The sequence below is a fragment of the Dyadobacter sp. CY345 genome, assembly GCF_021502725.1.
In the GTDB taxonomy this organism is placed as follows: Bacteria; Bacteroidota; Bacteroidia; order Cytophagales; family Spirosomataceae; genus Dyadobacter.
The window spans coordinates 802,328-816,800 of the sequence record NZ_JAKFFS010000001.1; the positions used below are offsets into that span (position 1 = coordinate 802,328).

Consider the following 14,473-nt stretch of genomic DNA (forward strand, 5'->3'; position numbering starts at 1 on the left):
GCCTAAGATTTCCAGGAAACTCTTAAGGAGTTAGGGAGTTGCTGGAAATTAATATTTTTCTATAATCAGGATGCTCCGAAGGAGCGCGTTGAGGTCGTAAAACAAAATCTTCATAAGCAAATTTACCGATTTATTCAATTGCGATAAATTTAACAATGTATTCATCGCCGATAGCGGGGTTTCTATTCAGGAAAGCCCACATTCAATCATGCTCTCATTCACCAATTCAATCATTATTTTTCAAGCGTGCGTGTATATTTCCCAAATTTAACGTTTATATATCAATTATTGATACCCTCTTCCTCAGCGTGTTTGTGCCGGACTGGCCAATTCTTATTATTTTTGCACGCCCCATAATAAAGATCGAATGAAGCAATTAAAACTAACCACAGAACTCAACGTTACACCCTCGGATTGGAAAATAAATCATCATACAAAGATATTGACTATCGGCTCCTGTTTTGCCGATGTTCTTGGCAATCAGCTGGCTGAGAATAAATTCCAGGTGCTTAATAACCCTTTCGGAACCGTTTTTAACCCATTGTCTATTTCAAAACTGCTCGACTTATCACTGGACGGAAAACCGCCGCATCCGGCACTTTACCACCAGAACGCAGATAAGATCTGGCTTCATCACGACTTCCATTCTTCCTTATGGTCAGACAACCGGATCGATCTTGAAGGAAAACTCAAAGAAAAACAGCAGGTAGTAAATCAATTTCTGAGAGATGCAGATGTACTCGTTATTACGCTTGGAACCGCCTTCGCTCACCGCCACCGGGCAACTAATCTGCTGGTCGGGAATTGTCATAAAGTTCCTTCTGATCAATTTTTGAAAGAACTATTGCATCTTGATCAGATCAATATCGGTTTGGAACATTTGATTTTTAAACTGCAATCAATAAAACGGGATCTTCGGATTATTTTTACTGTTAGTCCGGTGCGGCATACAAAAGATACGCTGACACTAAACCAGGTGAGTAAATCAACTTTGCGATTGGTCTGTCACCGTCTATCTGAAAAATTCCGTCAGGTTGAATATTTCCCGTCTTACGAAATTATGGTGGATGAGCTGCGGGATTATCGCTACTACAAACCCGATCTTATTCATCCAAACAGCGTAGCAGAAGAATATATCTTTACTACTTTTGCAAACGCTTTTATGGACAAGCCTGCTTTGGATTTTATTAAAGACTGGGATAGTGTTCAAAAAATGATGAATCATTTTTCTCATTATGGCTTCACGGCAAGTCAGCTTGCTTTGCTGCAAACACTTCAAAAGAGACTCAGCGAGTTATCGAAGTATGTGGATTTATCAGATGAATTGGCAGAAATAAACCGAAGAATCGATGGATTTCCGGTCATTTGATAAACTCATTGGCTAGAAATCTTGTTGTCTTTAATTAGGAATAATAAATAGAATCAGACGATTTCGGAGCGATCTGAAGTCATATCCAGTAAGTCTCGAAATTCTCGGGCGAAATAGCAACAATGGGCGAATTTACAATAAATAAAGAAAAAGTATTACAGGCTTTGAGCACAGTTCAGGAGCCGGATCTTAAACAGGATCTGGTAACGCTGAACATGATTCAGGATATTGAAATTGGTGTAAATCAGGTGAAGTTTACAGTTGTCTTAACGACACCCGCCTGCCCGTTAAAGGAGTTGATTCGCCGGATGTGCGTTGAAGCGATCCATACGCATCTGAGTCCTGATGTAGAAGTGATTGTTAACCTGACTGCAAATGTGACAAGTATAAGACCGCTCGGAGCTGCGTTAATTCCCGGCGTGAAAAATGTGATTGCTATTTCCTCGGGAAAAGGTGGGGTAGGGAAATCAACGGTTACTGCTAATCTTGCGATGGCTTTGCATCGTTCGGGAGCGTCTGTTGGGATTATTGACGCAGATATTTCCGGTCCGTCCATTCCTTTAATGTTCGGCGCAGAAAATATGCAGCCAACGATTACGCCGAAAAATGGTAAAAACTATATCAATCCGATTCGTCAGTATGGAATTAAAATGATTTCCATCGGATTTTTGACACCGCCGGATAGTGCAGTAGTTTGGCGCGGACCAATGGCAAGCCAGGCGCTAAAACAATTTTTTGGAGATACAGATTGGGGTGATCTTGATTATTTGCTGATTGACCTTCCTCCGGGAACGAGTGATATTCACCTGACTTTGGTTCAAACCGTTCCGGTAACTGGCGCGATCATCGTTACGACACCGCAAAAAGTGGCGTTAGCTGATGCTGTTAAAGGAATGTCGATGTTCAGGCAGCCACAGATCAATGTTCCAATTCTGGGTGTGATAGAAAATATGGCATGGTTTACACCGGAAGAACTTCCTGAAAGTAAATATCATATTTTTGGACAAGGTGGCGGACAATCCTTAGCTGACAAATTTGATGTACCTTTGTTAGGACAAATACCTTTGGTACAAGGCATTCGTGAAGCAGGAGATGAAGGTCGCCCGGCGGTTATGAATGTAAATCCGATTGTAAATGAGGCATTTCGCACAGCCGCAGAAGGATTGGCGCAACAGGTTGCTATCCGTAATGCAACAAAAGAGAAGACACAAATGGTAGAGATCCAGGCATAATCAGCCGCGTTGGATTTGACTTTATCAATAAATTCTTGCATATTACCGAATAGACTTTTTAAATAATGGATTCAAGAGAAAAAACATTAGAATTAATTGAACAGGCGCTGGAAACTGTCCGTCCGTATTTGCATGCAGACGGCGGTGATGTGAAGTTGGTAGAATTAACAGACGATCTTACGGTAAGACTTGAATTAATGGGCTCATGCCAAAGCTGCCCGATGAGTGCAATGACTTTCCGTGCCGGTCTTGAAGAATCGATCCGTAAGGCTGTTCCGCATATCAACCGCGTTGTTGCATCTAACGTGCCGTCATTGGCCTAATCGGCGATTATTTGCCCGAAAATGATATTCAATTTGGCTGGAAACAGCCAAATTGAAATAAATATTTCCTATGCACCATTGGTTGCAATTGATTCATTTTAAATACTCCCTATATTGCAGGTACGTTTTAAAATGCATTAATCAGCGATAATATGCGCATAGGAGTTTTTTTTGGAGGTCCCTCCCGTGAAAGGGAAATTTCGTTTGCAGGTGGGAAAACCGCTTTTGAGTATCTGGATAAATCACTTTTCGAGCCGGTACCTATTTTCGTCGACAGCTTCGGTCGATTTATAAAACTTGAACATTCTTTGATGTATTCGAAGGAAATCAGAGATTTTTATCCTTCAAAAAATAATCACACTGATGACTTCAGTACTTATATAGAGTCTTTTCCACATTTGGCAAAGGAGCCGGTTTCATCAGAGATCGGTTTACTTTTATCGCCAGACCAGTTCAAAGATCATTTTGAGTTTGCATTTCTTGCCATGCATGGTCCGGATTGTGAGGATGGTGCGATCCAGGGTTTGCTGGAATGGTTTAAAATTCCTTACAGTGGTCCGGGATTAATGGGTTCTGCTGTTGGTATTGATAAAATTCTGCAAAATGATATGATCGCGCTGGTCAATAATCAGCAGAAAAAAAGTTGGACACTTCGTTATGAACAATGGATTCCACGCGAATATTCCATACTATTTACAGTTCTGAAAAAACACCTTGGCCTTCCGTTGGTTATCAAAGCACCGCATCAGGGCTCTTCCATCGGCGTTGCGATTGTAAAAGAAGATTCTCTGGAGGCATTCGTGTCGGCGGTTAACCAGTGTTTTTTTCAGGTTGAGCTAGAAAGCAAAACGTGGAAAGCACTTGATGCTGCCGGAAAACATGCGTATGTTCAGCGCATAGCCAACCTGGACGAAGGGATCGGATTTCCACTGGTTGTTAATGCGGATAAAACTGTTTACCATCCGGCCGCCCTTTTAGAGTTACTTAACAATATGTTTGTCGTTCAGGATGATGTTATTGTTTTGAGCAGTGCAAATGCAGAAGATCAGGTTTTGCTCGAAGAGTTTATCGGAGGACAGGAATTTTCATGTGGCTGCATACAATTTGATAATGGCAAGCCGCTTGCATTGCCGCCGAGTGAGGTGATTAAAATGGTTGACGTTTTCGATTTTAATGCAAAATATAAACCGGGAGCTAGCCGTAAAAGAATTCCGGTCGATGCTTCTCTTGAAAAAAATCAGGAAATTCAGAAAGTTATAGCGGAGGTATTCCAGCAACTTGGCATCACCGTTTGCGTGCGTATTGACGGATTTTTGACGCCTGGCGGAACCATCGTCCTGCACGATCCGAACACAATTCCGGGTATGTCGCCAACTTCATTTATTTTTAAACAAATGGCTGAAATCGGTTTGAGTGTAACACAGGCTCTAACCTATTTTATCCGTCAATCCATTCGTGAGAGAATTCGTTTAGGAAAAGATACATGGACTCTGCGGCATTTGCTCGAAGGGCTCGATGCGAAAATTACCACAGCTAAAAATGTTGTGAAACCGGTCAAAGGAATATTATTTGATGCTTCCGACGAACATTATGCATTGGCCAGACAAACTTATGGTCGCCTGAACGCGGAGGGTATTTACAAGCCGGTTCCCGTTTTGCATGGCACCGACGGTAAGTATTATCAGTTGCCTAACCCGTTTATGTTCAAGGAATATATCGTCGATGTTGAAGGATTGATCACACAGGGCAGACATCCTTTATTGACTGAAACCGCAGAAAAAGCGAAGTCGATAACTGATTTTTTTGCTGGTGAAATTGATGCCGAAATACGTGTTTTTAATGACATAGAATCCATAGAATTAATTGAGGATTGGACGGTTATTAAAATCGATTAAGAATATTTTTCACATTTTTAAGGACAAAAAAGAGCTTGACACAAGCTCTTTTTTAGTAAATTTCAATTTCTACACATTTCCTATGCTTTAAAGAAGCTTATATTTAGGATTTGTGAATTTCATATTGAATTTTTTGACCCAGATAATTTGACAGACCAATGGCAAATGGCGCAGAGAAAGTAAGATTAAGCCTACAAAAAGAAAACAAAGGTTGGAAAAAATGGGGCCCATATCTGTCTGAGCGTCAGTGGGGTACTGTGCGTGAGGATTATAGCGGAAATGGTGATGCCTGGAATTATATAACCCACGAGATGGCTTTATCCAAAACATATCGCTGGGGAGAAGATGGAATTGGGGGCTTTTCCGATAACAAACAGCACATCTGTCTCTCCTTCGCATTCTGGAACCATAACGATAAATTTCTAAAAGAGCGGATTTTCGGATTAACAAACCGCGAGTCTAACCATGGCGAGGATGTGAAGGAAATGTACTACTATCTAGATAGTACGCCGACGCATTCGTATACCAAAATGCTCTACAAATATCCTCAGCAGCAATTTCCTTATGACAAACTTCGTCAGGAAAATGGCAAAAGAGGTAAAGAGGATCCGGAGTATGAAATTATGGACACGGGTGTGTTCGATAACAATGAATACTTCGACATTTTCATAGAGCACGCTAAGGCGGATGAGGAAGACATCATGATGAAAGTCACGATCCATAACCGCGGTCCGAAAGATGCACCGATCACCGTGCTGCCAACGATTATGTTCAGGAATACCTGGTCGTGGGGATATGAAGCGTTCAACTACAAACCGATGATGAACGGAATTTCAAACCGTCTGATTGAGGTTACGCATCGTAAACATGGAAAATATAATCTTTATCTGGACGGTGCAGATGAGCTCCTTTTCTGTGAGAACGAATCGAATCTGAAAAAGCTCTATGGAACAGCCAATAATACGGCCTATCCAAAAGACGGAATCAATGATTATATCGTCAGCGGAGGAAAATCTACGACTGTAAATCCGAATAATATTGGCACAAAGGCGTCCGGGAAATTTACAAGAACCATCAAAGCTGGTGAGAGTATCACGCTTCGGATGCGTTATGTAAATCACTCCATTTCCGAGCCTTTTGGTGGATTTGAAGACCTTTTCAGCAAAAGAATCCGTGAGGCAGATGATTTTTATGATGATATACAGAAAGATGTAGCCGATGCAGATCTGCGTTCCATTCAGCGTCAGGCCTATGCCGGGATGTTATGGAGTAAGCAGTTTTACTACTACAATGTGTATGAGTGGCTGAAAGGTGATCCTGCGCAACCGGAACCAAATCAGGGACGAAAGTGGGGACGAAATTCCGGTTGGAAACATTTGTATTCAGCAAACATTATCTCAATGCCGGATAAGTGGGAATATCCCTGGTTTGCTGCCTGGGACCTTGCTTTTCACTGCGTGCCACTTGCCCGGGTTGATGCCGATTTTGCCAAACGGCAACTTGAAATATTACTTCGAGAATATTACATGCACCCGAACGGCCAGATTCCGGCTTATGAATGGAACTTCTCAGACGTAAATCCACCGGTTCATGGCTGGGCAACCTGGAAAGTCTATGAGATTGACCGTGAACAAAATAACGGTGTCGGTGATATTGAATTCCTTGAAAAAATATTCCACAAACTTCTTCTGAACTTTACCTGGTGGGTAAATCAAAAGGATGATACCGGAAATAATATTTTCAGCGGAGGTTTCCTTGGACTTGATAATATTGGTGTATTTGACCGGTCAACACCGATGCCTTTTGGTGGGAAATTGCAGCAGGCTGATGCAACTGGCTGGATGGCGATGTATACGTTGAATATGCTCCGAATTTCAGTTGAAATCGCCTTGGCTCATCCCGTTTACCAGGATATGGCCTCGAAGTTTTTCGAACACTTTCTGCATATTGCCGGTGCGATGGAGTCTATTGGTGGTAAAAATTCGTCGATCAGTTTGTGGGATGAAGAGGATCAGTTTTATTACGACGTAATCCATATCCCGAACGGACAAAGCATATTGCTGAAAGTTCGCTCAATTGTAGGATTGATACCGCTTTTTGCAGTGGAAATTCTTGACCCGCAGAACCTTGACAAAATGCCGGTTTTCAAACGCCGCGTTGAGTGGGTTTTAGCCAACAGACCTGATCTTGCCCGTTTGATATCGCGTTGGTTTGAATCAGGAAAAGGAGAAAATAGATTGCTTTCGATCCTGCGTGGTCACCGGATGAAGATGATCATGAAACGAATGCTGGACGAAAATGAATTTTTGTCAGATTTCGGTGTTCGTGCGCTTTCTAAATATCATAAAGAAAATCCTTATAAATTTTATATCAACGGTGAAGTTTTGCAGGTAGATTATACGCCGGCAGAAGCTTTGACCGATATCATGGGCGGAAATTCCAACTGGCGTGGCCCGATCTGGTTCCCGTTGAATTATCTGATCTTTGATTCACTGATGAAATTTCACGCCTATTATGGTGAGGATTTCCAGATAGAATATCCGACAAATTCCGGAAATCTGGTTACTATTAAAGATGCAGCAATGGCCATTGCCAATCGGTTGATCAATATCTTTAAAAAGGACGCGGACGGAAGACGGGCATTCAACGGCAACGATGAAAAAAGTCAGACAGATCCACATTTCAGTGATCATATTTTATTTTATGAATATTTCCACGGAGACAACGGGAGAGGCTGTGGCGCCAATCATCAGACAGGTTGGACAGGTCTTGTAGCTGAGCTTATTTTGAAAACTTCGCAGGAAAAAATGAAGGAATTAGCAAAAGAAGAAGTGCCGCTAAGTAAGTAATTCCGGCATATTTTTACTTTTATGAGATAATACTCAACCGAGAACGATATTTTTAGTCTTTTTATAATCAAAACCAGTAATATGAGTTTTGATTATAAAAAGACTTATTTTTAAAAAATTAACTGTTTCAGAAAACAATCTTTTAATTAATTATGACCGCACAATTAGATCCTAATGTTTTGGCCAAAGTGAATACGTGGCTTAACGGCGATTACGATATCGACACAAAACAGTCGATTCAGCAATTGATTGACGAAGAGAATGATACTGAACTTACCGACGCATTTTATAAGGATCTTGAATTTGGAACTGGTGGTTTACGTGGATTAATTGGTGTAGGCTCAAACCGGATGAACCGGTATACGGTCGGAACTGCAACGCAGGGTCTGGCAAATTATCTTAACAAAGCTTTTCCAGATCAGGAAATTAAAGTGGCAATTGCCTACGACAGCCGTATAAAATCGGATGAGTTTTCTCAGATCATTGCGGATATATTTTCCGCTAGCGGGATAACAGTATACCTTTTTGAAGCGCTTCGCCCGACACCTGAACTTTCTTTCGCAATTCGTCAACTAGGTTGCCAGAGTGGAGTTGTGGTAACTGCTTCTCATAATCCAAAAGAATATAACGGGTATAAAGCTTACTGGAACGATGGTTCTCAGGTTGTTGCGCCGCATGACTCCAATATAATTGTCGAGGTTAACGCTATCAAATCGATTGACGATATCAAATTTGAAGGTGATCCTTCAAAAATTATCAAAATCGGAGCGGATATCGATGAAAAATATCTTGATCATATTCTTTCACTTTCGATCTCGAAAGATGCGATTGCACGTCAGAAAGATCTTAAAATTGTATATACTCCTTTGCACGGAACAGGCGTAACGCTAGTACCGCCGTTATTGGAGAAAATGGGTTTTGAGTCTGTAACAGTTATTGAAGAACAGGCTGAACCAAATGGTAACGGCCAGTTTCCAACGGTGGTTTACCCAAATCCTGAGGAAAGTGAAGCCATGTCTATGGCGGTAAACAAAGCGAAGGAAATCGATGCTGATCTTGTTTTAGGAACCGATCCTGATGCGGACAGAGTGGGTATCGCTGCGAAAAACCATCATGGGGAAATTCAGCTTTTGAATGGTAATCAGACTGCAAGTGTTTTAATTTATTATTTGCTGAATGCCTGGAAGGATGCTGGAAAATTGACTGGAACTCAGTTTGTCTGCAAGACAATTGTGACGACGGATCTTATCGATAAAATGGCCGCGTCCTACGACGTGAAATGTTATAATACCCTAACCGGTTTCAAATATATCGCTCAGGTAATTCGTGAAAAGGAAGGTATCGAGCAGTTTATTGGTGGTGGTGAGGAAAGTTATGGTTATCTGATCGGAGATGCTGTTCGTGATAAGGATGCAATTGCCTCCTGCGCCATGATCGCTGAGTTAACGGCTTATGCGAAAGACAAAGGTTTGAGCCTTTTTGATATGTTGATTGAAATTTACAAGAAGTTTGGATTCTATTATGAAGGACTTATTTCATTAACGAAAAAAGGTAAAACCGGTGCGGAGGAAATTCAGCAAATGATGGCAGACTTCCGTGCTAACCCGCCAAAAACATTGGCTGGTTCAGACGTTATCCGCATGGATGACTATAAAGCTTTGACCACAACTGATTTCACTACGGGAACTACGACTTCAATTCCTTCCGGGGAAATGGGTATCGAATCGTCAAACGTATTGCAATTCTTTACTGTTGACGGTACCAAATTCACTTGTCGTCCATCAGGAACTGAGCCGAAAATTAAATTCTACGTAGGCGTTCGTGCTGAGCTTGAAGGCAAAGACGAATTTGACAGCGTGTATGCAGGATTGAAAGACAAGGTAAAAGCAATTGGTGAAGAGTTAGGATTGAAATAATTCCTGAATAAGATTGGAATGGGAGCTGTCATTTTTGGCAGCTCTTTTTTATGGCTTATCGTTGATTTTTAAGATGGGTGAAAAAATTTTACGTGACATGAGATTGCAACATACTTCCAACATTATTGGTATCAGGGTGAAGATTCCAAACTCCTCATTTATCTTTGGGAATGAATGCCTCTAACCGCTTAGTTATCCGCGATATAATGTTTCTTAATCGATTTTTCTTCAAGAGGGTATTTTTGACCTTTTTTATTTTTATCTGTGCAGTATCCGTTTCTTTCTCTCAACAAGGCGGTGCAGTTATCCTTACAGGTAAAGTAACAGATGGGAAAACGGGAAGACCGCTTCCATTTGCCAATGTTTTCGTCAATAATTCGACTATCGGAACAAACGCTGACGAAAACGGGAATTATAAACTAACCGGACTTACCATTGGAAATATTGAAATGGCGGTGTCGTTTCTGGGTTATGAAACGATTAAGCAAACTTTAAGATTTGAGCAGCCGGGTATCAAAACCGTGCAATTCAAATTAATTGAAGGTATGCAGCTGACCGGTGTCACGATTTATTCCAAAAAGAATAAAAAGCGTGAAAAACATCTGGCAATCATTACCAGAGAATTGCTTGGAAAAACGCCTTTTGCAAAACAATGCAGAATACTCAATCCGGAAGTTTTGAGGATTTCTCTTGATGATAACCGGCATTTAAGTGCACAAACCACTGCTCCGCTAATCATTGAAAATAATGCATTGGGTTATAAAATTCACCAGGATCTCGACGATTTTGATTATTTCGAAGGACGGGTTTTATATGGCGGAAGCACCCGTTTTGAATTGCTTAAACCCAAAGACGAAGCACAGAAAAAATTGTGGCGTGAAAATCAGAAAATTGCCTACGCCGGTTCGCTGAAACATTTACTTGCCAGTATGGTTGCAGACAGTTTATGGGAGGAAGGATTTAGAGTATACCAGGAAATCCCGGATTCGATGCGCATGTTCAGATCGGTCAGAAGTGTAAACGGCTACAACACGATCGCCAATAATATTCACAACCGGATAGAGCCCATCTTAGGTAATCGATTGATCAAACCGGGAGAATTGATGACGGAACGATTGGTTGTTTCTAAGATGATGCTGGAAGTATTTTATACCAAAAAGAAAGGAAGTTCTCCGTATTCAGATATGCCTTATGCTTACACGCAAATCAAATTTCCTCAAGGATATTGTGTGATCACGCCGCAAGGCTGGGTGGTTATGCCAATGGGTTTCGAAATTGCGGGTTATCTGGGAAATGACCGATATTCAACCTTGCTTCCCGCGGACTGGAAACGAAATTAATGATCAATTGTTAATGATTAATTGTTAATTATCAATGTTGGCTGACTTAAAAGGTTGTTTCGATGTTAATTAACGGGAGTAATTGTCAATTAATCAATAATCATTAACAATTAATCACTAATAATTAACCATTAATAATTAACCATTAATAATTATTCCTTCACCAGTAAAACAAAGGGTAGATAGAGATTCCAGTTGGGTTTGAAATTGTCCTGATTTAAAAAACCTTTGGAATAATTTCCGAGGACGATATCCGTATCGCCATCTCCGTCAAAATCCTCCGCGTCCATACAAATCCAACGTCCGGAATTGCTGATCGGGAGCGCGTGTGGAATAAAATTCGGGAATTTAATCTTATTATTTTGTTCGAAATATAGAAAACTTCCGGATGGATTATGTTGAAAATCTGCAAAGAACGCAATAGTGGCCAGGTCAATATCGCCGTCCTGATCAAAATCTTTGGCAATTACTTTTGTCGCGCCATGAATAGGGTAGAAGTAGGCCTGTTCAAAATTCAACTTACCTCCTTTTAGATCACCTCTGTTAAGAAATATGTATAGTCCATGATATGGTTTTAGAATTCTCGAATAATCGCTGTTGTCGCCTGCGGTGTAAATAATATCCTGTTTTCCATCCTTATTGATGTCGGCTAATTGGAAGCTGCTGGAACCGTAAACAGGCGGAAACCTTAATATATTCTCTGAACTGAATCCACCCTTTTTATCATTTAAAAAAATCCATATCCCTTCGCCTGCATGCGCAAATAAGGCCATAATATCCGGCCAGCCATCTTCGTTAAAATCCCTTGTTATTGCCTGAGTCGCACCTGCAACCTCCCGGATCGGAATTTTCTCAAATGTTTTATCTGATAACTGTTTGACAAGATAAAGTCCGCCTTTGTTGTGTCCAAAGCCACAAACGACATAATCGGCTAATCCGTCTTTGTTAAAATCGGTACTTGTGGTGGAGATTGGGCGAATAAAACCGGAAGAAATGATTTCATCTCCGCCATTGCTATCGGTTTGAAATAAAGCACCGCTCGGAGAATCATAAGCCTTCATCTCACCAATCAGCGTTAAGACCTTATTATTTTCTGCAAAAGAAATATCAACAGCTGGGGAAGAAAGTTTGGTAGAAAAGGAAGATTTTAAATTCTTATCCCATCTTATCAGATCAGGATTTTCGGCGCTGCTTGTGTATATCGCATGCTCTGATTTGTTGATTGCAACCAAAGTTGTGGTCGCGAGTTTTGAAGTGTCTGAATTTGGTATTTTTAATGTAAATCCTGCCCAGTCGGATATCGCCGCAACAGGAGGTTTCACTTGCGAGACTGATACAGGAGCAAGGGAGTCATAAAAGGCAATGATTTTCAGCCAGTCACTGTGCGATATGGTAGATTTTTCATTTTGGAAATATTTGTTTCCCTGCCATACTTCCAGGCCCAATTGTTTCGCCATCGCGGGCAAAACCTGATTCTTCCATGTATCCTTATCAAGCAATTCCGGCTCGACAGGTAGGTGGCAGCTGCTGCAATATTTTTCTGCCAGTTTTTTACCTTCCAGCATTTCTCCGGTTAATTCACGTGCTCCCTTCTCACTTTTAGAATCGCAACCGACCAAAATACCACAAAAGAAGAATGTCAGGCAAGGAAAAAGCAGTAATCTCAGGCGCATTGGAAGAAATATTTTTTCAAGTATAAACAAAAAGAGGCAGTCGTGAAACCGCCCCTTCTTGATGATTAAAATTGGTTACTGATATCCTGGATTTTGTTTCAAAGACGAAACACCATTTCTGGTACTCAAATCGATCTGCGTTTGTGGGATCGGGAAATATTCATTTCTATTTTTAATGAATTTTCCACCACTCACATCCGGCGTGATTTTACTTTCGAAAGCTACATAAGCATTCAACGCTTGTTCCGCGATACCCCAACGTGACAGGTCAAAGAAGCGATGACCTTCCATGGCAAGCTCCACTTTGCGTTCAAAATAAATTGCTTTCAAAGCCCCATCTTTACCTTTTGCGGCAAAGGATCCCGCGGGATATTCAGCGATTTTATAATTACTAGCTGGCGTTGTTGTATAACCTCCCATCGGTTTTGTAGGATCTGCGTAGGTATAAACCCAACTCGCAGGCTTTGCTGCGCGCGCACGCACTTTATTCACATATTCCTGTGCCTTTTCCAAACTTCCGGCCTGCGCCTCAGCTTCCGCAGCCATTAGCAAAACATCAGCAAAACGGATAATTTGAACGTTGATGGCCGTTCCCGGAGCCCATGAATGCTGATCAGAATATTTATCCTGCGTCGCCTGGTAGTACATGTTTTTCTTCGGAGAATATGGGCCTGCATATCCCTGATCACGAATCCAGTCTTGTCCAGGGTGAGTTCCCCAGTCAAGGAAAGGAATGCCGCGACGACCAACTGTCCAGTCAATGCGTGGGTCCAGCGGAACAGAAGCGTCAGGAGTATAAGCTGCGTCAGATTTTACGCCCATGTCATTTTTCAACGTAGTATTATTGTAAGTATCTACCAAAGGAAGTCCGTTTGCATCTGTCTGGAATGAATTTGCCAGGTCAAGACTTGGCTGATAAAACCCACAGCAACGGAACGGAGAGTTGTATGGAAAATTAAGCATACCACCAGTATTTGCGTTATCAATGGTATTCGTTCCATCATTTGCTGCCATTTGAACCGCAAAAACTGATTCAGCAAGATTTTTCTGGGCGGCGTCAAAGTTATCCTGGAACTTTGGCAAAAGATCATATTTCAAACCATTGCTGGTGACGCCAGAACTAATTACCTGATCAAAAACCGTTTTTGCATCAGTAAATTTTTTCTCGTACAAATAAGTTTTCCCCAGATAAGCAGCAGCGGCCCACTTGTTGACGCGACCCACTTCTGACTGAGTTGCCGGAAGGTTATCCATAGCAAATTTGAAATCAGCTTCGATGTTCGGCCAAATGTCTGTATCATTTGTTACCATCGCAGGATCCACCGTTGTTTCATCAACCCATGGAACCATGTTAAACATTTTCTTCAGTTCAAAATAATAATGTCCGCGCAGGAAACGTGCCTGGGCAGTGAAACTTACTTTCTCAGCATCCGTCATACCGGAAGTCACGAGCGGGACAAATTTTAAAACTGTATTAGCCCGGTTAATTCCTTCATAAACAGCTTTCCATTTACTATTAAAAAAACCGTTACTTGGACCATGACTATAAATCATGATCGAGTTTATCCCAGGCTGATCGGCCCCGTCACTTCCCTTTTTTGCATCTCCACCGGCGATGCTACCATAAATCCAGTTGTCTGCCGCTGCATCCCATGCACTAGCTGCACCAACTCCATTTCCGTCGAGGGCGGCATAAGCACCTACCAAAAGGCCATCCACTCCCGCCTTTGTACTTAATTGAGCGTCACTCAAAGCCCCTAATGCTGGTTTATCAAGGAAACTGTCCTGGCAGGCATAGGACATTAATCCGAAGGCAACAACTAACGCTATTTTGGAAAATCTTAATTTTTTCATCTTTTTTCTGTTTAAGGATACA

The 14,473-nt window shown here is 41.5% G+C and carries 9 protein-coding genes; 7 read left to right on the forward strand and 2 right to left on the reverse strand.

Going from position 1 to position 14,473, the window contains the following annotated elements:
- Positions 1 to 367: 367 nt before the first annotated feature.
- The 7 genes from L0657_RS03435 (at position 368) to L0657_RS03465 (ending at position 10,924) form a co-directional block, all read left to right on the forward strand.
- Positions 368 to 1,369 (forward strand): GSCFA domain-containing protein, encoded by a 1,002-nt coding sequence (locus tag L0657_RS03435; protein WP_235148996.1) that lies wholly within the window; start codon positions 368 to 370, stop codon positions 1,367 to 1,369.
- A 122-nt stretch (positions 1,370 to 1,491) separates the two neighbouring features.
- Positions 1,492 to 2,601 carry an Mrp/NBP35 family ATP-binding protein gene (locus L0657_RS03440; RefSeq protein ID WP_235148997.1) on the forward strand — a complete coding sequence of 370 codons (1,110 nt, stop codon included), beginning with the start codon at positions 1,492 to 1,494 and terminating at the stop codon, positions 2,599 to 2,601.
- Between the two features lie 65 nt (positions 2,602 to 2,666).
- Complete coding sequence (locus L0657_RS03445; protein WP_235148998.1) at positions 2,667 to 2,924, forward strand: NifU family protein; 258 nt, start codon at positions 2,667 to 2,669, stop codon at positions 2,922 to 2,924.
- A gap of 152 nt (positions 2,925 to 3,076) precedes the next feature.
- Positions 3,077 to 4,819 carry a D-alanine--D-alanine ligase gene (locus L0657_RS03450; protein WP_235148999.1) on the forward strand — a complete coding sequence of 581 codons (1,743 nt, stop codon included), beginning with the start codon at positions 3,077 to 3,079 and terminating at the stop codon, positions 4,817 to 4,819.
- 158 nt (positions 4,820 to 4,977) lie between these two features.
- Positions 4,978 to 7,668, forward strand: coding sequence for an MGH1-like glycoside hydrolase domain-containing protein (locus L0657_RS03455; protein ID WP_235149000.1), 2,691 nt, complete (start codon positions 4,978 to 4,980; stop codon positions 7,666 to 7,668).
- 152 nt (positions 7,669 to 7,820) lie between these two features.
- Entirely contained in the window at positions 7,821 to 9,584 is a 1,764-nt protein-coding gene (locus L0657_RS03460; protein WP_235149001.1) for a phospho-sugar mutase, read from the forward strand.
- 242 nt (positions 9,585 to 9,826) lie between these two features.
- On the forward strand, positions 9,827 to 10,924 hold the full coding sequence (locus L0657_RS03465; protein ID WP_235149002.1) for a carboxypeptidase-like regulatory domain-containing protein: 1,098 nt from the start codon (positions 9,827 to 9,829) through the stop codon (positions 10,922 to 10,924).
- Between the two features lie 152 nt (positions 10,925 to 11,076).
- Here L0657_RS03465 and L0657_RS03470 read toward each other — a convergent pair whose 3' ends face one another.
- Together L0657_RS03470 and L0657_RS03475 are read right to left on the reverse strand one after the other, a co-directional pair.
- Positions 11,077 to 12,597: a VCBS repeat-containing protein gene (locus L0657_RS03470; RefSeq protein WP_235149003.1), complete on the reverse strand. Its 1,521-nt coding sequence runs from the start codon at positions 12,595 to 12,597 to the stop codon at positions 11,077 to 11,079.
- Between the two features lie 75 nt (positions 12,598 to 12,672).
- Positions 12,673 to 14,451, reverse strand: coding sequence for a RagB/SusD family nutrient uptake outer membrane protein (locus L0657_RS03475; protein ID WP_235149004.1), 1,779 nt, complete (start codon positions 14,449 to 14,451; stop codon positions 12,673 to 12,675).
- Between the last annotated feature and the right edge of the window lie 22 nt (positions 14,452 to 14,473).